This is a genomic window from Kribbella sp. NBC_01510, from assembly GCF_045040325.1.
Classification (GTDB): Bacteria; Actinomycetota; Actinomycetes; order Propionibacteriales; family Kribbellaceae; genus Kribbella.
On the sequence record NZ_CP109418.1, the window covers coordinates 6240871 to 6262871 of the forward strand.

20 protein-coding genes are annotated in these 22001 nt (G+C 67.7%); 13 read left to right on the plus strand and 7 right to left on the minus strand.

The features are described from left to right. The first annotated feature begins 147 nt into the window (after nucleotides 1–147). The 7 genes from OG558_RS30950 (at nucleotide 148) to OG558_RS30980 (ending at nucleotide 8987) form a co-directional block, all read left to right on the plus strand. Nucleotides 148–1674, plus strand: a complete 1527-nt coding sequence (locus tag OG558_RS30950; RefSeq protein ID WP_405066129.1) for a pyridoxal phosphate-dependent decarboxylase family protein — start codon at nucleotides 148–150, stop codon at nucleotides 1672–1674. Continuing rightward, nucleotides 1671–3290, plus strand: a complete 1620-nt coding sequence (locus OG558_RS30955; protein ID WP_405066130.1) for an IucA/IucC family protein — start codon at nucleotides 1671–1673, stop codon at nucleotides 3288–3290. The genes OG558_RS30950 and OG558_RS30955 overlap by 4 nt, the downstream gene beginning before the upstream one ends. A 17-nt stretch (nucleotides 3291–3307) precedes the next feature. After that, the gene (locus tag OG558_RS30960) at nucleotides 3308–3832 is read left to right on the plus strand and encodes a GNAT family N-acetyltransferase (RefSeq protein ID WP_405066131.1); all 525 of its coding nucleotides are present in this window, start codon (nucleotides 3308–3310) and stop codon (nucleotides 3830–3832) included. 1 nt (nucleotide 3833) lies between these two features. Then, a complete protein-coding gene (locus OG558_RS30965; protein ID WP_405066132.1) occupies nucleotides 3834–5096 on the plus strand; it encodes a lysine N(6)-hydroxylase/L-ornithine N(5)-oxygenase family protein in 1263 nt (420 codons plus the stop codon). Then, entirely contained in the window at nucleotides 5093–6817 is a 1725-nt protein-coding gene (locus tag OG558_RS30970) for an IucA/IucC family protein (RefSeq protein WP_405066133.1), read from the plus strand. The genes OG558_RS30965 and OG558_RS30970 overlap by 4 nt, the downstream gene beginning before the upstream one ends. A gap of 84 nt (nucleotides 6818–6901) precedes the next feature. Further along, nucleotides 6902–7942 (plus strand): hypothetical protein, encoded by a 1041-nt coding sequence (locus OG558_RS30975; protein WP_405066134.1) that lies wholly within the window; start codon nucleotides 6902–6904, stop codon nucleotides 7940–7942. Between the two features lie 268 nt (nucleotides 7943–8210). Continuing rightward, complete coding sequence (locus OG558_RS30980) at nucleotides 8211–8987, plus strand: hypothetical protein (RefSeq protein WP_405066135.1); 777 nt, start codon at nucleotides 8211–8213, stop codon at nucleotides 8985–8987. Nucleotides 8988–8990: 3 nt separating this feature from the next. Here the strand turns inward: OG558_RS30980 and OG558_RS30985 are convergent, their stop codons facing one another. Then, nucleotides 8991–10385 carry an amidase gene (locus OG558_RS30985; RefSeq protein ID WP_405066136.1) on the minus strand — a complete coding sequence of 465 codons (1395 nt, stop codon included), beginning with the start codon at nucleotides 10383–10385 and terminating at the stop codon, nucleotides 8991–8993. A gap of 76 nt (nucleotides 10386–10461) precedes the next feature. Then, nucleotides 10462–10617 (minus strand): hypothetical protein, encoded by a 156-nt coding sequence (locus OG558_RS30990; RefSeq protein ID WP_328521459.1) that lies wholly within the window; start codon nucleotides 10615–10617, stop codon nucleotides 10462–10464. Nucleotides 10618–10981: 364 nt separating this feature from the next. Between OG558_RS30990 and OG558_RS30995 the strand changes: the two genes are divergently transcribed. Beyond that, complete coding sequence (locus OG558_RS30995; protein ID WP_405066137.1) at nucleotides 10982–11947, plus strand: hypothetical protein; 966 nt, start codon at nucleotides 10982–10984, stop codon at nucleotides 11945–11947. Here the strand turns inward: OG558_RS30995 and OG558_RS31000 are convergent. The 3 genes from OG558_RS31000 to OG558_RS31010 form a co-directional block, all read right to left on the minus strand. Beyond that, nucleotides 11944–13485 (minus strand): carbohydrate kinase family protein, encoded by a 1542-nt coding sequence (locus tag OG558_RS31000; protein WP_405066138.1) that lies wholly within the window; start codon nucleotides 13483–13485, stop codon nucleotides 11944–11946. The genes OG558_RS30995 and OG558_RS31000 overlap by 4 nt on opposite strands. Nucleotides 13486–13560: 75 nt before the next feature. Further along, nucleotides 13561–14364, minus strand: a complete 804-nt coding sequence (locus tag OG558_RS31005; RefSeq protein WP_405066139.1) for an SCO7613 C-terminal domain-containing membrane protein — start codon at nucleotides 14362–14364, stop codon at nucleotides 13561–13563. Next, nucleotides 14313–15650: a DUF2157 domain-containing protein gene (locus OG558_RS31010; RefSeq protein WP_405066140.1), complete on the minus strand. Its 1338-nt coding sequence runs from the start codon at nucleotides 15648–15650 to the stop codon at nucleotides 14313–14315. Before OG558_RS31010 ends, OG558_RS31005 begins: the two co-directional genes overlap by 52 nt. Nucleotides 15651–15784: 134 nt before the next feature. Here OG558_RS31010 and OG558_RS31015 point away from each other — a divergent pair, with 134 nt between their 5' ends. Both OG558_RS31015 and OG558_RS31020 read left to right on the plus strand, forming a co-directional pair. Beyond that, nucleotides 15785–16447 carry a class I SAM-dependent methyltransferase gene (locus OG558_RS31015; protein ID WP_405066141.1) on the plus strand — a complete coding sequence of 221 codons (663 nt, stop codon included), beginning with the start codon at nucleotides 15785–15787 and terminating at the stop codon, nucleotides 16445–16447. A 163-nt stretch (nucleotides 16448–16610) separates the two neighbouring features. After that, nucleotides 16611–17027, plus strand: coding sequence for a DUF805 domain-containing protein (locus tag OG558_RS31020; RefSeq protein ID WP_405066142.1), 417 nt, complete (start codon nucleotides 16611–16613; stop codon nucleotides 17025–17027). Between the two features lie 49 nt (nucleotides 17028–17076). Here OG558_RS31020 and OG558_RS31025 read toward each other — a convergent pair whose 3' ends face one another. Both OG558_RS31025 and OG558_RS31030 read right to left on the minus strand, forming a co-directional pair. Beyond that, a complete protein-coding gene (locus OG558_RS31025) occupies nucleotides 17077–18486 on the minus strand; it encodes a metallopeptidase TldD-related protein (protein WP_405066143.1) in 1410 nt (469 codons plus the stop codon). Continuing rightward, nucleotides 18483–19994, minus strand: coding sequence for a TldD/PmbA family protein (locus OG558_RS31030; protein WP_405066144.1), 1512 nt, complete (start codon nucleotides 19992–19994; stop codon nucleotides 18483–18485). The genes OG558_RS31025 and OG558_RS31030 overlap by 4 nt, the downstream gene beginning before the upstream one ends. Before the next feature lie 113 nt (nucleotides 19995–20107). Here OG558_RS31030 and OG558_RS31035 point away from each other — a divergent pair, with 113 nt between their 5' ends. From OG558_RS31035 to OG558_RS31045, 3 genes are read left to right on the plus strand one after another with little or no spacing between them, the layout of a single operon-like run. After that, nucleotides 20108–20617: an RNA polymerase sigma factor gene (locus OG558_RS31035; protein WP_405066145.1), complete on the plus strand. Its 510-nt coding sequence runs from the start codon at nucleotides 20108–20110 to the stop codon at nucleotides 20615–20617. Further along, nucleotides 20614–21282 (plus strand): hypothetical protein, encoded by a 669-nt coding sequence (locus OG558_RS31040; RefSeq protein WP_405066146.1) that lies wholly within the window; start codon nucleotides 20614–20616, stop codon nucleotides 21280–21282. Before OG558_RS31035 ends, OG558_RS31040 begins: the two co-directional genes overlap by 4 nt. A 49-nt stretch (nucleotides 21283–21331) precedes the next feature. Further along, nucleotides 21332–22000, plus strand: coding sequence for a hypothetical protein (locus OG558_RS31045; RefSeq protein WP_405066147.1), 669 nt, complete (start codon nucleotides 21332–21334; stop codon nucleotides 21998–22000). The last annotated feature ends 1 nt before the right edge of the window (nucleotide 22001 follow it).

Below are 22001 nucleotides of genomic sequence, written 5' to 3' on the forward strand. Positions count from 1 at the left end.
CTGCGTCGGGTGGGCTGAACCAGGCCTGAACGGGTGAGAGGCTCGCCACTCCGCGGGTGGCCGAGTTGACACGATGAGTGACTCGGGACAAAAGTTAGGCCTGCCTTAGTAAGGGTTACCTTACTCGACAACTTCCCGGGAGATCTGGTGCCGCATCCTGCGCGTCTGACCGCGTTGCTCTCGCCTGTGCGCAACCCGTTCGCCTCCGCGTGGCCGCTCGCTTCGACGGTGTCCGATCGCGACCGGGGGCCGTTGCCGCACGGCTCGCCGGCCGAGGTGCTGCGGCGTACGGCGGAAGTCCTCGGCGAGCCGCGGGTCCCGTCGACCGGCGTCGGTGAGTCCGCGGCGCTCGACCTGATCGTGGGACTGCTCGAGGAGAACGGGATCGACCTGAGCCACCCGCACGCGGCGGCGCACCTGCAGCCGCCGGTGCTGCAGGTCGCGGTCGACGCGGACGCGCTGGCGTCGGCGAGCAACGCCTCGATGGACACCTACGACTCCGGTCCCGCGACGCTCGCGATCGAGCAGTGGGTGGTGAAGGCGCTCGCCGGCCTGGCCGGGTTCGGTCCGGAAGCGGACGGCGTCCTGACACCCGGCGGGTCGATCTCCAACCTGCTCGCCGTACTGATCGCCCGTGACAACGCTGCCACTACGGTCGGCCTCGACGTACGGCGGAACGGCCTGCGGGGACTGGATCACCCGGTCGTGTGCTGCTCCGAGCTCGCCCACTTCTCGGTTCAGCGAGCTTGTGCCGCGCTCGGGCTCGGGGAGGAGGCCGCGATCACGATCGCCTCCGACGAGGAGTTCCGGATGCGCACCGACGTACTCGCGGCCGAGTTGGCCAAGCCCGGCCGGACGCCGATCGCGGTGATCGCGACCGCCGGTACGACGGACTTCGGCTCGGTCGACCCGATCGCGCCGATCGCGGAACTGGCCCGGCGGTACGGCGTCTGGGTGCACGTGGACGCGGCGTACGGGTTCGGCGCGCTGTTCTCCGAGCGGCTTGCACCCTTGCTGGCTGACCTGTCGCAGGCGGACTCCGTCACGCTCGACCTGCACAAGATCGGCTGGCAGCCGGCCGCGACCAGCGTGCTGCTGGTGGCCGACCGGAATCGCTTCTCCGCTCTCGGCCGCTCGGTCGACTACCTGAACCCGGCCGACGACATCGACTCCGGGCTGGACGGTTTGCTCGGCCGCAGCCTGCAGACCACCCGCCGTCCGGATGCGGTGAAAGTCGCCACCACGCTGACGGCGTACGGGCGGGCCGGACTGGGCACAATGCTCGACACCTGCCACGAGCTCGCGCACGCCGCCGCGGCCCGGGTCGTTGCCGACAGCAACCTTGAGCTGCTGGCGCCGGTGACCCTGACCACGGTGCTGTTCCGGGTCGCCGGGAAGGGGCTGGAGGCAGCGGCTGCGGATGCCCTCCAGGGTGAGGTCCGGCGCCGGTTGCTGACGTCCGGGCGGGTGCTGATCGGCCGGACCAAGATCCCGGCCGGCCGCGGCCGCCCGGCGGTGGTCGCGTTGAAGCTGACGCTGCTGAATCCGAACGCCACCGCGGCGGACATCGAGGACCTGCTCGATCAGGTCGTGGCCACCGGCCTCGACGTGCTGGCGGACCCGACCGGGGCGGCGCGGCGGGGACGGAATCTGGATGGCGAGGGAGCGGCGTGAGATCTACTGCGATTGCTGCCCACCTCAACGCGATACTGCGGTGCTACACGCGGGAGACGGGTGTGCCCGTCGCGATCGGGTTGTTGACATTGCCGGTGGGGGACTCGACTGTGACGGCGCGGGTCGAGCATGCGTCCAGGACCGGCCTGCACCAGTTCACCGACGTACACGTCGATGGTATGGAACCGGCCCCGGAGGATCTGGTGCGGCTGCTGTCCGCGGACGCGGATCCGGCGGAGATCGACGACCTGGCGGCGCGGACCGCCGAGTCGGTGCGCAACGTCGAGCTGTTCTGGGACCGGGCCGACGGTGAGCGGGGTCCTGGTCGCTTCCTCGAGTTCGAGCAGGCGTTGCTGCTCGGGCATCTGAATCACCCCGCGCCGAAGAGCCGGGACGGATTGAGCGGTGACGAGCTGGCGGCGTACTCGCCGGAGCTCGGTGGCCGCTTCGCTGTGCACTGGTTCGAGGCCGACGCTGAGCTGGTGTCGTCGGATCAGGTGGCTGGCGCGCCCTCACTGCAGGGACTGGACGCTGTGCAGTTGATGGGCGCGCTGGCCGGTATCACTGCGTCGTCCGGTCGGGTGCTGATCCCAGCGCACCCCTGGCAGGCGGCGTCGTTGCTGGAGCGCCCGCGGGTGGCTTCGCTGGTCAAGGCCGGCCGGGTGAAGGCTCTCGGTCCGCAGGGCGCGCAGTGGTACCCGACGTCGAGTCTGCGGACCGTCTTCCACCCGGACCTGCCGGTGATGCTGAAGGTGTCGCTCGGCCTGCGCATCACCAACTCCCGGCGGGAGTCGACCTCGACCGAGCTGCGGCGCGGGCTGGAGATCAACCGGCTGCTGGACGCGGCCTACAACGCCGGCACGGCGACCGCGCACCCGCGCTTCACCATCGTCCGCGACCCAGCCTGGATCGCTCTTGACGAAGGTGGACCAACATTGACTGGTCTTGACGTTGCTGTACGAGAAGTGCCAACAGACGTCAACAGTTATGCATGTTTGGCCGGTTTGGTCGCGCCAAGGCCTGGTCGGGTGAGCCGGCTGAGCGAGTACGCCGCTGAGGACCCGGCCGGCTGGGTGGCGTCGTACATCGACAACGTGCTGATCCCGATGCTGCATCTGTACGCCGAAACAGGGATCGGACTCGAAGCACATCAGCAGAACACACTGGTCCGATTGGACGAGGCCGGCCGGATCACGGGTGGCGCCTATCGCGACAACCAGGGCTACTACCTGGCTTCGTCGTACCTGCGTGGTCTGTTGGCTGTGACCGGGCTGCGCGACTCCACGCTGGCTGTGGTCGATGATCCGATTGTCGACGATCGACTGACCTACTACCTGCTGCACAACCAGGCGCTGGCTGTTGTCGGCTGTCTGGCGGTGGACGGGCTCGCGGACGAGGCTGAACTGCTTGGTGTGGTGCGCGATCGGCTGACGCAGGCGCTGCCCCTGCTGAAGTCAGCCGGCCCGGATGGTGATCGGCTGGCCCGGCGCTGGCTCGAGGCGGAGACGCTGCCGTGCAAGGCCAACATGATGACCCGGCTGCGCGGCATCGACGAGGTCGTCGCTCCGCTGGATGCGCAGTCGGTCTACCTCGACATTCCGAACCCGCTGCGATGAGGTGTGACATCGGGCCGATGCTCCACCTGGACAACGGGTTCGACCTCCGGCCGGCCGGGGCCGAGGACGCCGCCAGGATCGCGGTGTGGATGGCGCAGCCGCACATCCAGCGGTGGTGGCAGCAGGACTGGTCGGTGGAGCGCTGGACGGAGGAGATCGCCCGGCAGGCGGCGGGGGAGCACTCGGTCCCGTGCGTGGCCGCGCTCGACGCGGAGGACTTCGGGTACGTCGAGCTCTACCGCGTCCGGCACGACCGGCTGGCGGAGTACTACGACGCTTCGGAGCACGACTGGGGTGTGCACGTGGCCATCGGGGACGTGACCCGCGTCGGTCGCGGCCTCGGGCGCCAGTTGCTGCGTGCGCTCGCCGATGCGTTGCTCCGCGCCGATCCGGCCTGTCAACACGTCGTGGCCGAGCCGGACATCGAGAACACACCATCCGTCCGCGCTTTCGTCGCAGCGGGCTTCGTCCAGCAAGGGGAGCTGCAGCTGCCCGAGAAGACAGCACAACTGATGGTCCGCACCCGGACCGTGGAGGCATGACATGTACGACGTGATCGCGATCGGCTGTGGTCCGTTCAACCTCGGACTGGCCGCGCTGGCCGACGGTGTGGACGACGTACGCCTGGCCGTCCTGGACAGCCGGCCGGAGTTCACCTGGCATCGCGGGCTGATGTTCGACGACGCGATGCTGCAGGTGTCGTTCCTCGCGGACCTGGTGTCGTTGGTCGAGCCGGCTCATCACCTGTCGTTTCTGTCGTTCCTGAACGACAACGACCGGATGTACCAGTTCTACGTGCGGGAGAAATTCCACCCGACGCGACGCGAGTACGAGACGTACCTGCGGTGGTGTGCGGCGCAGTTGGACTCGCTCCATTTCGGTCACCACGTGCGCTCGGCGTCCTGGAACGGTTCGTTCTTCGAGTTGACGGTCGAGCGGGGCGACGCGCTGGAGACGTTCGAAGCCCGGCATCTGGTCGTTGGCGTCGGCACCGAGCCGTCTGTGCCTGCTGCGTTGGCCGGCCTGCCTTCAGAGCGCTTCCTGCACTCCGCGGACTACCTGTTCCGGCGCGAGGACTTGTTGAAGACCGGCCGGGTGACCGTCGTTGGATCGGGCCAGTCCGGCGCTGAGTGCGCACTCGACCTGCTGCGTGCGAACGGTCCCGCGGTGTCCTGGATGACCCGGACCCCGGCCTTCACACCGCTGGACTACTCGAAGCTGGTGCTCGAAATGACGACGCCGTCGTACGTCGACTACTTCCACGCACTGGACGAGTCGACGCGCGACAAGCTGGTCAAGGAGCAGTGGCGGCACTACAAGGGCATCTCGTCGGACACGCTCGACGACATCCACGATGTGCTCTACCAGCGCGATCTGAACGGCGCACCGGTCGACCTGCAGTGCGGTGTGGCCGTGGTGTCCGCTGTTGCACATGCTGACGGCATCGAGCTGACCATGTACCACGCGGACAGCGGCAAGACCTTCCAGCACACTTGCGATGCTGTAGTTGCGGCCACCGGCTATCGCAATCGGGCGCTGCCGTTCATGACCTCTCTGGAGGATCGGGTACGACGTGACGCCGCGGGCCGGTGGATGATCAACCGGGACCACAGCGTTTTCGCGGACGACGAGTTGGCCGGCCGGATCTTCGTGGCGAACGCGGATCTGCACAGCCATGGTGTCGCCGCGCCGGACCTTGGCATCGGGGCGATCCGGAACGCGACCATCCTGAACAGCGTGGCCGGGCGTGAGGTGTTCCGGCTGCCGAAGTCCACTGCCTTCACGACGTTCGCCATCCCCGGATGAGTGAGTGGAGCCGCTGTTCGTCAGAGCTGCTGGCGAAGCTGATCTCCCAGTTCTGCAAGGAGAACCTGCTGCAGCCGGTCGACAATCGACTGGACCTCGGCGGTGTGTCGTACATCTTTGAGGCGACACGTGGTGCCTTCGGCAGCTGGCGGGTGGCGGCTGACTCGATCCGTCGTACCACTGCGGGCATCCTGGGAAATGACGAGAGCGAGGTCGCTACCGACCCGATCCAGTTCTTCGTCGAGGCAGCCGGCGTACTCGGACTCGACGGGTCCACAGTGGCCGGCTATGTTGCGGAGTTGACCAGCACGCTGGCGGCCGACGTACGAATGGCTTCTACCGCAGTCGCGCCTGCTGAGCTGTTGGAACTGCATCACAGCCGGCTGGAAGGACATCTGACCGGGCATCCGTTGCTGGTGGCCAACAAAGGCCGGCTGGGGTTCTCTGCCTCGGACAGCCTGCGCTACACGCCCGAAGCGCGCACGCCGCTGCGGTTGGTGTGGCTGGCTGTCCGACGCGGCCTAGCAGAGTTCCGCGGCACCCCCGACCTGTCAGAGCACTCGGTCGTCGGTCGAGAGCTCGGTCCGTCGGTTCTGGAGACTTTCCGCGCCCAGTTGGTCGATCCGGATTCGTATGTGTGGCTTCCGTGTCACCCCTGGCAGCTGGATCACGTCTTACGCACGCAGTGGGCCCGTGAGCTCGCCACGGGCGAGATCGTCGTACTCGGGGAGGGGCCGGACGAGTATCTGCCGACCCAGTCGATCCGCACGATGGTCAACATCGCCAACCCCGCGCGTTACCAGGTCAAGCTTCCCCTGAAGATCCTCAACACCTCGGTCTACCGCGGCATCCCCGAACACTGCACCCTCGCGGCCCCCATGATCACGCAATGGCTCCGCGGCCTCTGGTCCCGCGACGAGGTCTTCATTCGCCTTGGCACCGAACTCCTCGGCGAAGTCGCCTCCGTCGCCGTCCGCCACCCCCAACTCTCGACGGCTCCCGGCATCCCCTACCAATGGACCGAAACCCTCGGCTGCATCTGGCGCGACCCCATCGACCCCCGCCTCCGCCCCGGCGAATCCGTCTGGCCCCTGGCCGCAGTCCTCCACCCCGGCCTAGCCCTTGAGCTGATCACCCGAGCCGGCACAGACCCGCAAACCTGGCTCAGCCACCTACTAGCCACCCTCTTACGCCCGCTACTCCACCTGATGCACCACTACGGCATCACCGTGAACCCCCACGGCGAAAACCTGGCCATCATCACCAACCCCAACAGCCTCCCCGCCCGCCTGGTCATCAAAGACCTGGTAGACGACATCAACATCTCCACCACGCCCGTAGATGCCCGAGGCCCCGAACCCGACTCCCACCACCGAGTCCTGCCCCGCAAGCCCTGGCACATCCTCCGCCAATACCTGGTAGACGCCCTCCTCCTAGGCGTCCTGAACCCCCTATCCGACCTCAACCTCATCCCCGAAGACACGTTCTGGGGCTTGGCCCGAGGCGAAATAGACCTCTACACCACCACCCACCCCGAATACGCCGACCGCCTCGAGGCCACCGCTCTAACCGCCGAAACCTTCGCCCGCTACCCCTTGAACGCCTACCGCCTCACCCTCGGCTACAAAGACCTAGACACCCGCCCACCCATCCCCACCACCGGCCGAATCCCCAATCCGTTGTCGAAGGTGCTTCCCATTCCGCCCGAACGTCCTTGGTAGACATCAGCGTCCCGGGTATCAGGCCGTGCACTCCTGGGTAGAAATGAGCTGAGGCCGGGGGCCTGTGCACCAGGAGGGGGATCGATGGAGAGCCTGTTGCTTCTCTCGTCGGACGGCCGTCGGCGCTACGCCGAAGACGTCCAAACGGTACTGGCCGCACCGCACGGCGCGGTCGTCCAGTTTCGCTATCCACTGCGTTGGGTGGCACCTCCGTTGCGGCGGGCGGTGCTGAGCCGCAAAGCCAATTCGCTTCCTGCCGTGCTCGGCTTCCACAGCACCGTAACGGATAGCGAGCCGTTCGTTCTGCCGATCCGCCATGCCACCGTCGCAATGGCGGACTACATCGCCGACTGGTTCGTCTTCCAGTTGCGTGTAGGCGGCTACGTCGATCTGCGCCAGTACCAACTGTCGCTGCCCGGCATCGTCGCGAGGAGCCGGGAATTGATCAGCCGGCTCCCAGTCACTCCCGAGGGCGCGCTTTACTCAGCAACATCGGACCCCGCGCAGTTACCCGAGGAGGTCGGCGCGGACGCCGCCGACCGCTGGATCACCGCGGCGCGACGACTGGCACTCCATCCCAGCTTCGAGAACTCGTACTTCCTTCGTGTGGCCGCGGTCGAGACCCAACGCGGCAAGGATGTGCGATTCGACGCAACTGGCCGGCTCCAAACGGTCGACGGTCTGTCGCTGCGGATCGTCACAAACATCTACGGCAAGGAATACGCGCCGGACGCTGAGTTCAAGTTGACCTGCGCGACTGACGGCACCAATGTGCGAGTCGCCTCGGAGGACGTCTACCACGTCGCGGTGAAGTACGATCTGGTCGAATTCTGGCTGCACTTGGCCGCCCAGAGCTACAACATCTATTCGCGGGTGACGATCAGCCTGGCGAGCGACAAGGCCGAGACGCTGGCCATCCCGGCTCATGTTCGGCTGCCTCTGGTGGTGACTCGGTCGAAGTCACGGGTGTTCCGCCGATGGGCTGTGGCATGTGCTGGGGCGGTACTGGTGGCGTTGCCGTCGATTCTCGGGCCGGAGTCGCCATTGCAGGTCCGAATCGGGGTCGCGTTGGCGGGTGCGGGCCTGTTGGCTTTGAGCGGCGCAGTACTCAGTTCGCCGAAGTAGGAGCAGGCTCAATGAACGGTTGTTGCTTCTCTCGTCAGATGATCGGCGGCGTTACTCCGAGGACATCCAGACCGCTCTGGCGCTGCCTAGAGATGCCATCATTCAGTTTCGTTATCGTAGGCGGTGGGTTTCGCCGGCGTTGCAGGATGCGGTGCGGGATCAGCAGGTCAAAGGGTTGCCTGCTGTGCTCGGGGTCGTGGGTGCCGATCGGCAGCAGGAGCGTTCGTGTTGCCGGTGCGTTATGCGACGGGTTGCGAGGGTCGAGTTGGTGGCCGATATGGTCATCTTCCAGCTGCGCGTTCGCGGCTATCCGAATCTCGACCTCTACCCGCGGACCTTCGACGAGCTCGTCGAGATGAGCCGCGGTGTCATCGGTCAGATGAAGAGGAACGCACGAGGCAGGTTCTACTCTGCTACCTCGACCTTCCCGGCGATGCCGGACGAAGTCCTTGAGGACGCTCCGAAGCGTTGGCTCAGCGTTGCGCGACTCCTGACGCTCCACCCGACGTTCCAGGACTCCTACTTCCTCAGAGTTGCGCCGGTGGAGACCACGCGGCGCGAGCTGGTGTTCGACTCCGAGGGCAGGATCACGACGGTGGACGATGGGTCGTTGCGGATCACGACGTACATCTTCGCGGAGAAGCACCACCCGGATGCGGAGTTCAAGCTGACGTGCCGGACGGACGGTACCAACTTGCGAGTTGCGTCCGACAAGGAATACCGGGTCGCGCTGAGGTACGACTCCATCGAGTTCTGGTTGCATCCTGCCGGTCAGAACTACGACACGTCCTCGCTGGTCACGATCAGCCTGGCGAGTGAGAAGAACGGCGCGAGGACAGTCGCGGCGAATGTTCGGCTGCCTTTGCTGGTCACGCGATCGAGAACTCGGCTGTTGCGGCGGTGGATGGTGGCCAGTACGGGGGCCGTGCTGGTTTCGATGCCGATGATCCTTGGCTCGGGGACGTCGTTGGAGGTGCGGATCGCGGCGGCGCTGGTGGGGGCAGGGCTGTTGGCGAGTGGGGCGGTGTTGAGTTCGCCGAAGTAGAACCTAAACGCCGGTTGGGGGGCCGTGGCGCCAGAGGTGGAGGTCTTCGTCTATGCGGATGCCTAGGGCTAGGAGGTTGGCTTCGCGTTCGGGAATGGTGGCTAGGGAGAGGCCTACGGGGAGGCCTCGGATGTCGAAGCCGGCGGGGACGTTGAGAGCGGGGAAGTCGGCGATGGACCAGGGGACGGAGAGGCGGATGCGGGGGCCTTTGGGTGGGCGGGTGTGGTCGATCAGGGGCGGGGCGGCGTCGATGGTGGGGTGGGCGATGGCGTCGAGACGGTGGGTGGTCATGATCTCGCGCCAGTCGTGGGTCCACTGATCTCTCAGGCGCAGGGCTTCGGCGTAGCGTTCGGGGCTGATGCGTTCGCCTTTGCGGACGCGTTCGCGGACCTGGGGTGTGTAGAGGTGGCTGTGGGGGACCAGGGCGTCGTGGATCTGGTGGGCTTCGCTCTCGTTGATCGTGTCGAAGACGCCGGTGGACTTCTCGAGGACCGTCTTGGCGTTCGGGGGGTTGCCGATCTCGACCAGCTGAGCGCCGCGGGCGACCAATAGGTCGAGTGCGTCCCGGCAGACCGCAGCGATTCGATCGTCGACCTGCTGCCAGGACATCTTGGTCGGCAGACCGATGCGTATGCCGCTCAGATCGGTCGGCGGCTCGAGCGGGTACGACGGGATCGGCTCGTTCCGTGTCGCCGGGTCGCGCGGGTCGTGTCCGGCCAGCACGTGCATCAGGATCGAGATGTCGAGCATCCGCCGAGCCATCGGACCCGCCACGTCGAACGACGGACTCAGCGGGATCACGCCGTACCGGGAGATGCGGCCGCGGGCGCTGCGGAGGGTGCAGACGCCGCACGCGGCGGCCGGGATGCGGAGCGAGCCGCCGGTGTCCGTGCCGGTGGCAATCGGGACCATCCGGCCGGCGAGCGCGGCCGCTGATCCGCCGGACGACCCACCAGGCGTACGGCGTACGTCCCACGGGTTGGCCGTCGGTGTCGACGCCGTACCGTAGGCGAACTCGTGGGTCGTGGTCTTGCCGAGCAACCCGGCGCCGGCCGCCGACAGGCGCTCCCAGACGGCGGCGTTCTCGGCCGGGACGTAGTTGGCGAGGACCTGGCTGCCCGCGGTGGTGAGCACGCCCTTGGTGAGGAACACGTCCTTCACCGCGACGGGTACGCCGGCCAGTGGGCCGACCGGCTCGCCCTTCACCCGGGCCTGGTCGGCGCGGTCGGCCGCTTCCAGCGCGAGGTCGGGAGTGCGGGTGACGAATGCGCGAACCGATGATTCGGACAACTCGATCCGGCGCAGGCAATCCTCGACGAGTTCACGCGCGGAGAGTTTGCGCTGCCCCAATAACGGGAGCACCTCGGTCAGGCTGAGATCCGCGGCGGAGTCACTCACGTCTGCGAGCCTACGGAAAATACCCGCCCGGGGGAGTCCCGGGCGGGTGTCGAGGGGTACTGCGGGGATGCTGCGGTCAGTGCCCCATGGCGGTGGCGACGTTGTACAGGCCGAAGCAGAAGACCATGACCACCCCGAAGAGCAGAATGAACAGAATCTGTTTCCAGAAGGAGATCAAGAGCACCGCACTGGCCAGCACGACAACGGTCGCGACGAATTCGTTGGGAGGCATGGCGTTTCCTCTTTTCCTTCGATTCACTTCCCTTGAGTTCTTGTCTTTCGCCGCTCACTGGTTAGAGTTGGGCGGCGGCTCGGCGTTACTGGTTACGCTTTCAGTGAACGCCGCGACAATCGGTTGTCAATCCAGATAGATTGGCACGACTTTCTTTGTCCGGACATGATTTTGGCAACCTCGCGCCGACGCGCACCAAGGCTTTGGCAGGCGGCGTTGATACGCTGGCGGCTTTCCCGGTATCGCTTTGCGCCAGTTGGCAGACCCGGCCTGCCAACTGGCAGGAAGTGGCACAACACGCCGCCAAAACTCGTCTGGTTGGGAAGTTGCGAGGACATGGCAGCCGTCCGCTAGCATTTCGGGTGTGGTGATCAGCGCCGCCGGCCCGGCGGCTAAGGCGGACGTCCCACCGCCTCCAGTTCCAGCAGTCGTCCACTCCCCGGCAGCCAGGCTCTCGCTCGACGATTGCCGAAGGCATGCGCCGGGGTTCGCCGACCTGCTGCTCGACGCCGTGCAGCGACACGACGTCCCGAGCCGCGCGCTGAGCGTGCGCACGCTGCTGCATCTGCCCCGGCTGGCGCGGCCGAACGGGACCATCGGGCGCAATGCGGTGATTGCCGAGCTGAATCGCAACGCGGCCCGTCTGCAGCGCGATCAGCAGGCGATAGAAGACCTCATTCCGAAAGACAAGTACGAGCTCGCCGATTTGCGTTTCGTGCGGCTAGGGAGTACCGATGCCGACCAGATCTTCAGTCGTCTGCATTACCTGCGCAGCGCCCGTGCGGGCTCGGTGAACTTCGCGCTCGTGGACCCGGTGAACAAGCTGCCGGTGACGCTCTGCAGTGTTTCCCCGTTGGAATGGATGCGGGTCGGCAAGCAGTTGCAGGCGCAGTTCGGCGTACCGCTCGGCGCGGCCTGGGACGTGTCCCGGGTGTATTCGTTCGACGTCGCTCCGGTGAATGCGATCTCGTATCTGCTGTCGAAAGTCCGGCAGGTGATCCGGCGCGAGATTCCCGGCGTACAACTGCTGACCACCGCGGTCGACCCGAATCTCGGATTCGTCGGATCCAGCTACCGGGCCGCCAACTGGCAGCAGTGGATGTCGATCGAGGCGCGGCCGTATCTGTATGTGGACGGCATCTACGCCAGCCCGCGCCAGCTCCGGACCCGGTACGGCGGCGCAAACCTGGCCGAACTGCGTCGCGCCAACCCCGGCGGCCGCTTCGAGCAAAGCCGCGCCAAGCTGCTGGACTCGGTGATCTACTGCTGCCGCCTCCGCGGCATCACCGAGCCCGTCCCGCTCGAGAACCAGCGCCGCCTCCGGCGCTAGCCCAGACCACCGCCGGTCACCGTGAACGGCGAGCGGGACAGCAGCGCGTCGATGCGCTTGCGGTCGGGCATCGAGTTGGACAGCGGGAAGTCGGCGGACGCGCAGGACATCGCGGCGGCCGCCCACAGCGCCACCTCGCCGGTGAACTTCCGGTCGTTGTCGATCAGCCTGGCCGCCAGCGCCGCGCAGAACGCGTCACGCGAGGCGGCCGACTCCTTGTAGATCGACGGGATGATCGGCACGCTGAGCACCTCGTGGGCAGGGCCGGAGTAGACCGTGCATCCGCCGTTGACCAGCAGGCAGAGGGTCTCCACTCCGAAGGCGAGCAGGTTCCGCGCGACTGGGTCCGGGTCGAACGGGCTGAGGCCCTGCGACGCGAAGTGGCCGAGCTCCCAGGGGTGGGCCACCAGGTAGTCGATCCGCGGGAAGGCATCCCGCGAGATGCGTTCGTCGACGTACGGCTGTCCCGGCGTCACGATCACCAGTGGCCGACTGGCTGGGGTGCGATGGGCCAATGCGAGCGTTTGCTGCATCGTGTCCCGCGGGACCTCGAAAGTCATCAGCAACGCGTCGCAGCCGGCCAGGTGGTCGTACCGCTCGTCCATGTCCTCGGGCTCCAGGAACACCTCGGCCTGGTTGCGCCAGTTGACCGCGATGCTGTCGCCGAGCTCTCGTTCGAAGACGCCGGTGAACGGCGTACGGCGGCCGCGGACGCGTTTGACCAGGGACGTGTCGACACCCTCGTCGCGCAGGTGCTGCAGGATCTCCTCGCCGAAGCGGTCGTCGGTGACCGCAGCGATCAGGGAGGTGTGCAGACCGAGCCGAGCAACCGCGACCGCCTGAGTCAGCGCCTTGCCGCCGGGGGAGAGGTCGAAGCCGTACGCCTCACTCGACGTCTCGGGAGCCGGCAGCGCCTTGATGCGGAACGTCGCGTCCATGACCGCGCCGCCGACGACGATCACGCGGCCTTTCCGTGGAGTGTCGGCGGTCGGGGCGGCGTCGAGCATCGCGACGGTCTTCGAGCCGACGGAGTAGATGTCCCGGCGGATGAGTTGGTTGGCGAGTTCCCGGAGTACGGTGGGCTCGGTTGTGCCGCGGAGAGCTCGGTCGCTGGGGGCTTCGCCGGGCTGGTGGCCGAGGGCCTGGTGGAGGCGGTGCCAGTGGTTGAGGAGGGTCTCGCGGCGGCGGCCCAGGGAGGTGCTGTAGAGCGCGAGGGTGATGCGCTCCTCGATCCCGGCGCGTGTGTAGGTGTCTGTATGCAGGCCGAGGGCCAGGATCGCGTCGGCGACGATCTGCTGGGTGCCGTTCAGGTCGTCGCCGACGCAGGTGGCGACCAGGTCGAACGCGGCCGACGCAGGGTCGAGCTCATGGACCGAGGCGAACCGGCGGGTGGCCGCGAGCTCCATCAGCGGTGCCGCGATGCCGGACCGGCCGGCGTGCAGTCGAGCGGTGGTGAGGCCGTCATGGGTGCGGAGTTTTTCGAGCACGCTGGCAAGCAGCAGCACATCCGCGGTCTGCTTGTCGCTGCGGTTCGTCATCCGGCCCCCGGGTCGTGATTCTCCTCGAACCAAGTATGCGGACCAGCAGGCCATCCGGGAAACCGAGCGCGCGCGTCACCGCAGGGCGGTGACCCACCGGGCGGCCTGTTTGGCCTGGGTGAGGCGGCGCTCGTAGGTGGCGCCGACGGTGAGGAGGATGGCGCCGGCGGCGCCGAGGGTGATCCAGCGGGGGATCAGCGGGGCGACCTCGAGGAACTGCCAGACGCCGATCTTGGCGAGGACCGCGGCGCCGATGACGAAGGGGGCCTGGAGGCCGCCGTAGACACCCACCATGATGACCGCGAGTGCGGCGGCGACGACCAGGGTCACCCGGATCCAGTTATCGTTGCTATCGGCAAGCAAGGCGGAAGGAACCAGTCCGATCAGCAGGCCGGGGCCGAGGTAGACCCAGCTGGATTCGTTGCGCCAGGCCAGTACGCCGATCGCGAGCATGACGACCGCCGGCGGGATCGTGAACCACTCGACCGTGGTTGCGCCGGACGCGACGACGAAGGCTGTGTTGGCGATGATCAGCAGCAGGCCGGCGACCAGTAGTCCGATCCGCCGGGCCGGATTCATGCCATAGGCAATCAATGGTGCCGCCGCGATGGTCAGTACGACACCGGTCGCCGTCTCGGTGGCGGTCACCATCAGGGCCGTGAGTTGCGCGAGCAGGACAGCCAGCGCCGCAGTACTCATCAACACCCGTTCCAGCGGCTGACCGACGTACCGGCAGGCGAGTCCGATGCCGGCCGCGCCGACGAGCGCGAGGCTGACCGCGGCGGCCCAGAGACCGATGTACTCGTCGCCGGCGAACAGCAGGATCGCTATCTGCGCGGCAAGCGAGGCGACTCCCGCGGCCGGGACCGCGTCGACCACCTTGCGCACAGCGGCGAAGACGGCCAGTACGGCGACGATCGCGGCGAGGAAACCGAGTTGCCGGATGTCGTCCCGCGCCAGGCAGAAGAGGAGGTCGACCGCGGCGACGGTGATGATGGCGACGTGCAGGATGAGGGCGAGCTTGCCGGTTCGACGGGCCAGCACGATCTTCGTGATCCCCAGGACGGTGAGGACGCCGGTGGTAGCCAGCGGCCAGGTCCGGGGATCTGCGGGAGGCAGGTGGCGACGGCGAACCCAGCCGCGGCGGTGCACACGGCCTCGCCGAGTCCCCACTGGACCGAGGCAGGCAGCGGGCGCTTGCGGAGGATGACCAGGCCGGTAGCGGCGGCGAGACAGACGACGGCGGTCGTCGCGATCGTCTTCAGCAGCTCCGCGTGCGTGGGGACCGGGCCGATGATGTCGGGGTAGGCGTCGTCGGAGTACGTCGCGAGCAGGCCGACGAAGGTTCGGGTCATGCCGGCGAGCAGGATGCCGCAGAAGACCACGGCCGAGGTGATCGCGCCGGTACGACGGACGATCGGGGTGCCCTTGGCCGACAGGATCAGCGTGACGACCACCTGGGCCAGGAGAGCGGCGAGCAGCACCGGGAGGCTGGTGCGGTCGACCAGGACCAGCGCCAGCGGAAGCTGACCGGCGATGATGGTGGTGACACCGTACGTGACGACCTTCGGTGCCATCCGCGTCATCAGGAGGTTGATCAGGGCAAGGGCTCCGAAGACGATCGCGCTGTAGGTGAACCAGTCGATGCCATCCAGTGAGCCGAGGCTCAGGGCGCGGACGCCGTACAGATCGACCGTGAGCAGGCCGCAGCCGAGAATCGCGAGGGCCTCGGCGGTGCCGGCCAGGGAGTGGCGGCTGGCGGGGACGGAGCCCGCGAAGGCGAGGGTGGCCAGGGAGCCGATGATGCCGGCCTGCAGGGAGACGGGAAGGCTGTCCCAGTTGACGGCCAGGAAGGTGACACCGGCCGCGAGGAGCAGCAGTACGCCGAGGCTCAGCAAAGTGCCCTGTGGACTCAGGTGTCGCGCCTTGTGGGTGGGCTTGGTCGTTCGAGCTGCGACCGGTGCGGGTTTCGGAGTGGCGACTGCCCGGGGCGGAGGCGCTGGACGCGCGGGCGGAGGTGCCGGATACGCCGCCGGGGGCGGCGCGTACACGGGCGGAGGCGCCGGGAACTGAGGCTGCGGAGCGGGTTGCACAGGCTGCACGGGCTCGATGTTGAGCTGCAGCGGAGTGTGGCACGTCGGGCAGGTGATTGCGGCGGTCGGCATCGCGTCCTCCTGAGGCTCACTTCACTATCCCGATGAGGAACGGATGCCTGCGTGAGTACGTCTACTCAACTTGTGACGTAGGCTGCTGCGGTCTGCCGGTCGTCCAGACCGGCGTGACGAACACGGGGAGCAACATGAAGACTGGACACGTCGAGCTCGCGAGAGCTCAGCAGGAACGTTGGCAGACGGCGTACGCACACCATCCGCAACTGCACGGATCGGAGCCGTCGGCCGCCGCGCAATGGACGGCCGAGGCGTTCGGTGCCGCAGGCATCGATGACGTGCTCGAGCTCGGCGCCGGGCATGGTCGCGACGCGCTTTTCCTGGCCAGACAGGGTTTCAGCGTGCACGCGACCGACTTCAGCGAGTCGGCCCTCGACCAGCTGCGCCTGGAAGCGCAGCGTGAGGGCCTGGACGACCGCGTCACGGCCGCGCTGCACGACGTCCGCGATCCGCTGCCGCCCGCCGACGCCACGGTCAACGCGGTGTTCGCGAATCTCCTGCTGAACATGGCGTTCTCCCGGGCCGAACTGCGATCCCTGGTCGCCGAGATCCACCGTGTGCTCTGTCCTGGCGGACTTTTCGTGTACGCCGTGTGGTCGGTGGCGGACCCGTGTTCGGGGAATTGGCAGCAACTGGACGGCGGCCTGTCCGTGCACGACGGTTTCGTCGGGCGGTTCTTCGACGAGCAGTTGGTGGCCGAGCTGGCCGATCAGTGGGAGTTCGGCGACGCGACGCCGTACGACGAAGGCCGGCGGCGGCTGTGGCGCGTCACGCTGACCAAGCCGGCGAGCTGAAGCCGGCTCTAGCTGACGGCCGATTCCGAAAAGGTGAAGTTGGCTCTAGCCCCGGCGCGGGAGATTGCGGTGTGGTCACCAAAGCGAAAACCTGCATTGACGAACCCGACCAGTTCCGACAGGCTCTGTCCGCGTCTCACCTTCGACCAACGGAGAATCAGCAATGCAGTGGTACATCGACGTTCTCAAGAAGTACGCCGTGTTCAGTGGCCGGGCCCGGCGCAAAGAGTACTGGTTTTTCGTGCTCTTCAGCATCATCGCCTCGCTGATCTTGGGCTTGGTGGACAGGATCATCGGCACCGACTACGCCAACGGCGGCGGCGTCCTCTCGTCGCTCTACAGCCTTGCGGTGCTGCTGCCGACGATCGGTGTGGCGATCCGGCGCATGCACGACACCAACCGCAGCGGCTGGTGGATCCTGATCAACCTGATCCCCTGCATCGGCTGGATCTGGTTCATCGTGCTGGCAGCCCAGGAGGGTGGGGCCGGTGACAACCAGTACGGTCCGGACCCGAAGGCGGCCGAGCGCTTCGGCCAGCCGGGTGCCGGCCCTGCCGAGCCGGGCTACCCGACTGTCTGACACCAGACACGCAGAACGCCCCGCGAGCTACTCGCGGGGCGTTCGCGTCTCAGCTGGCCTGGCTGACGCTCGACATGTTGAAGTCCGGGACCAGCAGCGGCGGCGTCGCTGTCCGGGAGAAGTAGTCGCCCCACTCCCGCGAGAACGACGGGACCGTGGCCCCCGCGGTGGTGAAACGGGCGAGCAGGTCGACCGGGCTCTCGTTGAAGCGGAAGTTGTTCACGGCACCGGTCACCTCGCCGTTCTCGACCAGGTAGACCCCATCGCGGGTCAGTCCGGTGAGCAGCGACGTCTGCGGGTCGACCATCCGGATGTACCACAGGCAGGTCAGCAACAGTCCGTGCTCGAGCCCGGCGACCAGGTCGTCGGTCGATCCGGAGGCGCCGTCGACGGACAGCACGTAGTTGTCGATCGCCGGTGTCGCGGCCGGAGCCTCGATCAGCGCGGCTGTGTGCCGGCTGGTCATCAGGTGCTCGAGCTTGCCGTCGCGGATCCAGTCCGTCGCGGTCAGCGTCAGCCCGTTGTCGAAGACGCTCGAGGATCCGCCGGATGACCGGGCTACCGCGAACGGGAAGGTTTCGAGACCGGGCAACTGCGGGTCCGACACCAGGTGCACCGGCTGCGACGACAGCGTGTCACCGAGCCGCGTGCCGCCCGCCGGCTTGGAGAAGACGGTGCGTCCCTCGACGGCCTCGCGCCCGTCCAGCTGCCAGTACAGGTACGTCATCAGGTCCGCGACGGCGGCCGGCGGGAGCACGGTCGCATGCCGGCCCGGCTCGACCGAGACGGTCCGCGTCGCCCAGCCCAGCCGGCGGGTGAGCTCGGCGTCGAGCGCCAGCGCGTCGATGTCGGCGAAGTCGCGGGTGGCCGCACCGACCCAGGCCGACTGGCTCAGGTCACCCGACTTGCCGGTCGCGGTGACGTGCCCGCGGGGGAGCGCCTGACGCAATCGCAGTCCGGCGGACGAACCGACGTACAGGGTGACGACCTCGTGGTCGGCGAACCCGTAGAGCCAGCGGCCCTCCTTGGTCGCCCGCTGCAGCGTCTCACCGAGAGCGGGAGCGAACTTCGAGTAGACGTTGACCGATGTTTCCTCCGCCTCCGCGTCCCAGTCCGCGTCGGCGGTGCCGTCGACGAGTGGGCGGGCGTCCTCGGCCGGGCTGGACGCGCGGGCGGTCGCGACGGCGGCCGAGACGACCTCGCGCAGCGACGCCTCCGTGACCGACGAGCGGCCGACCACCCCGGCCGCCGTACCCTCGCCGGCACCGACCGTGGCGATCACGGTCACGCTGGTGCCGCGCATCGCGCCGTTGGTGGTGAGGGTGTTGTTCGCCCAGCGCAGGTTGGCGCTGGAGGTCTCCGCGACGATGACGACACAGCCGTCGGCGCCCTCGGCCGCGGCCAGGGCGAGGCCCCGCTCGATCGTGTCCTGCGGGGTGAGCTGAATGGCGGTCGTCACCGGCCGGCCTCCTGCGTGGTGTTGAGAATGCGGACGCTGCGGAACAAGGCGGACGGGCAACCATGACTGACTGCACCGGACTGCGCGGGCTGGGCCTTGCCGCAGTTCAGCGCCCCACCGAGGACGTGCGTCTGCGGGCCGCCGACCGCCTCCATGGACCCCCAGAAGTCGGTGGTGGTCGCCTGGTAGGCCACGTCGCGCAGCTGGCCGTCGAGCTTGCCGTCGGTGATCTTGTAGAACCGCTGCCCGGTGAACTGGAAGTTGTACCGCTGCATGTCGATCGACCAGGACTTGTCGCCGACGATGTAGATGCCGTTCTTGACCCGGCTGATCAGCTCCTCGGTGGACGGGCCGTCCGCGGCGGGCTGCAGGGAGACGTTGGCCATCCGCTGGATCGGGATGTGGCCGGACGAGTCGGCGTACGCACAGCCGTTGGAGCGCGGCGTACCGAGCAGGTCCTCGTTGACCTTCGCCATCCGGCGGTCGACCTGGTATCCGACCAGTACGCCGTCCTTGACCAGGTCCCACTGCTGTCCGGCGACACCCTCGTCGTCGTAGCCGACCGTGGACAGGCCGTGCTCGGCCGTGCGGTCGCCGGTGACGTGCATGACCGGCGAGCCGTACTTCAGCGTGCCGAGCTTGTCCGTGGTCGCGAAGCTGGTGCCGGCGTAGTTCGCCTCGTAGCCGAGAGCGCGGTCCAGCTCGGTGGCGTGGCCGATCGACTCGTGGATGGTGAGCCAGAGGTTGGTCGGGTCGATGACCAGGTCGTAGGTGCCGGCCTCGACGCTCGGCGCGGCCATCTTCTCGGCCAGCCAGCCGGGGATCTGGGCGAGCTCCTCGTCCCAGTTCCACCCCGTGCCGGTCATGTACTCCCAGCCGCGGCCGGCCGGCGGCGCGACGCTGGACATCGAGTCGAACCGGTCGGCCTGGACGGCGTGGGCGGTGATGTCCGGGCCGATCCGGACCCGCTGCTGGGTGAAGGACGTCCCTTCGGAGTTCGCGTAGAACTTGCCCTCGTGGACGGTGGCGACGTGGACGCTCACGTGCGCGACACCCTCGGCCTTCAGCAGCCGGTCGCTGTAGTCGGTGAGCAACGCGACCTTCTCGGCCCGCGGGACGCTGAACGGGTCGATCTCGTACGACGACACCCAGGTGACGTCGTCGTACACCGGCTCGTCGGCGAGCTCGATCGGCTCGGCGTTGATCGGCCGGGACACCTGGGCCATGTTCACCGCCTGCTCGGCGACCTGGACCGCCTCGTCCTCGGTGAGCGCGACACCAGCGGCGAACCCCCAGGTGCCGTCATGGATCACGCGCACTGCGAGGCCGAGGTCCTCGTCGTCCGTGGCGCTCTCCAGCACGCTGTCGCGCAGGGCGATCGACTCGGACCGGATCCGCTCCAGGCGGAACTCGGCGAAGGTGGCACCGAGGTCGCGGGCACGCTGCAGCGCGGCCTCGGCGAGCTCGTGACGGGGAAGGGCGAGGAAGGTCGCATCGACTTCAGGCACAACCCGACCCTATACACGGGAACCCGGCGATCACCCGCGGTGTAGTCACAATGTCAGGAAGTTGACCAGGAGGCGCGATCAGTCAGGCTGACGAGGCGGAGATTCTGGCTCGGGTGCGTGGTGGGGAATCGGCCGCGTACGGCGAGTTGGTGCTGCGGCATGCCTCGGTGGCGAAGCGTACGGCGGTGTTCCTCGGAGCAGGCGCGGATGCGGACGACGTAGTCCAGGAGGCGTTCGTCAAGGCGTATCGGGCGCTCGGGGGCTTCCGGCCCGGGTCGGCGTTCCGTCCGTGGCTGCTGCGGATCGTCGCGAACGAGACACGCAATGCAGTGCGGTCCCGCGGCCGCCGGTCTCGTCGTGAGGGGCTGGCCGCGCCGCTGGACGTCGTACTGGATCCAGCGGATGAGGCGGTGTCGCTGGAACGGCGGACCGAGCTGCTGGCCGCAGTACGCGCGCTGCCCGACCCGATGCGGCTCGTGGTGACCTGCCGCTATCTGTTGGACCTGGACGAGCAGGAGACGGCGGTAGTGCTCGGCTGGCCGCGCGGAACGGTCAAGTCCCGGCTGCACCGCGCACTGGGGCGTCTGCGGGACTCACTACCCGACAAGGAGGTGCAGCGATGAACTTGGACGAGGAACTGCGAGTCCTCGGACGTTCTGCCGTCGTACCTCCGGTGGCTGAGGACCTGACCGCCGCAGTGCTGTCCCGCGTGGCCGATCTGCCCGTGCGGAGGCGACTGCGGGACCGCTGGCGCGCGTTCGTGGCCGGATTGCTCGTGCTGGTTGCCGGTGCGGCGCTGACATCGCCAGTACGCGCGACCGTCGCGGAGTGGCTGAACATCGGGGGAGTGCAGGCCCAGCCGGTCGGCACCGGACCGAGCACCGCACCACCGGTGCCTGGAGTGCCAGGGCACCTGTCGCTGGACGAGGCCGAGCGAGTCGCCGGTTTCAAGCTTGCGAAGCCGAAGGACCTGGGCGCTCCGGTCGGTGTCGAGGCGTCGAAGGGATTCGTGGCGATGAGCTGGGACGGCGTTCGGCTGGAGCAGTTCCAGGCGCAGATGTCGATGAGGTACATCAAGAAGTACTACGCGAGCCTTGAATATGTGCCTGGGATCGACGGCTACTGGTTCAAGACGCCGCATGAGCTCGTGCTGGAGGACGCGAACGGCGCGGAGCGGGTCGTACGCGTCGCCGGCCCCACGCTGGTCTGGGTGCACGACGGAGTCACCTTCCGCCTCGAAGGGGTCCAGGAGGCCAAAGCCGTCGAGCTGGCGAGCGGAACCTCCTAGCCGGCGGCGGTGTATCCGGGGTGAGTCCTCGTCTTCAGGGAGAGCCGCCATGGTCCGCCGTACGCTCGCATTGCTCGCCACCCTGCTCGCCGTCGCCGCTCTCGGCGCCACCCCCGCGCACGCGGGCGGCCCGACCAGCGTCATCCTCAGCGCGCCACCGCATGTGGTTGCCGTCGGCTACGAGGATCCGGCGTACGGCGAACTCCAACGGGTGACCGAGAACGGCGGGTCGACCAGCGCGGGGAGTGCGGGCAACGTCGAGGAGCATGCGTCGGGTCACTTCGTCCGGGCGACGTGGCTGATCCACGACATGTCGGTCTGGCGGATCGACATCATCTACCCCGACGCACCCGGTGGACCGTGGATCGCGACCACCGAGTCGCTGACGACCGGCAGCATGCCTGAGACGCCGACGTGGCACCTCGCCACCGACGGCGCCGCTCTCATCAAGCTCCTCGACGCACTCAAGCTCCTGCACGGCCAAACCTTCGACGGAGGCCCGACCACCCTCGATTACCTTCCGGCGCCGGCTTCTGAGCCCTCAGCGGAGCAACCGTCCGCCGCTGCACAGCGGCCGGCAACAGCCCAAGCCGCGTCCCCCGGAACGTTCACCGGCTGGCGCTGGACGATCCCCGGCTTCCTCGTGGGTGCCGCAGCAGCAGTCCTCGCCGTCCGCCTCCTCCCCAAACGCCGCTGGGACCTCATCGAGGCGGAATGAC

Bases quoted from the DNA above. Each gene is read 5' to 3' on its own strand.
- OG558_RS30975 (WP_405066134.1), top strand. From the start codon at position 6,902: ATGGAGAGCCTGTTGCTTCTCTCGTCGGACGGCCGTCGGCGCTACGCC.
- OG558_RS30970 (WP_405066133.1), top strand. From the start codon at position 5,093: ATGAGTGAGTGGAGCCGCTGTTCGTCAGAGCTGCTGGCGAAGCTGATC.
- OG558_RS31045 (WP_405066147.1), top strand. From the start codon at position 21,332: ATGGTCCGCCGTACGCTCGCATTGCTCGCCACCCTGCTCGCCGTCGCC.
- OG558_RS31020 (WP_405066142.1), top strand. From the start codon at position 16,611: ATGCAGTGGTACATCGACGTTCTCAAGAAGTACGCCGTGTTCAGTGGC.
- OG558_RS31040 (WP_405066146.1), top strand. From the start codon at position 20,614: ATGAACTTGGACGAGGAACTGCGAGTCCTCGGACGTTCTGCCGTCGTA.
- OG558_RS30960 (WP_405066131.1), top strand. From the start codon at position 3,308: ATGCTCCACCTGGACAACGGGTTCGACCTCCGGCCGGCCGGGGCCGAG.
- OG558_RS31000 (WP_405066138.1), bottom strand. From the start codon at position 13,485: ATGACGAACCGCAGCGACAAGCAGACCGCGGATGTGCTGCTGCTTGCC.
- OG558_RS30990 (WP_328521459.1), bottom strand. From the start codon at position 10,617: ATGCCTCCCAACGAATTCGTCGCGACCGTTGTCGTGCTGGCCAGTGCG.
- OG558_RS31010 (WP_405066140.1), bottom strand. From the start codon at position 15,650: ATGCCGACCGCCGCAATCACCTGCCCGACGTGCCACACTCCGCTGCAG.
- OG558_RS31015 (WP_405066141.1), top strand. From the start codon at position 15,785: ATGAAGACTGGACACGTCGAGCTCGCGAGAGCTCAGCAGGAACGTTGG.
- OG558_RS30965 (WP_405066132.1), top strand. From the start codon at position 3,834: ATGTACGACGTGATCGCGATCGGCTGTGGTCCGTTCAACCTCGGACTG.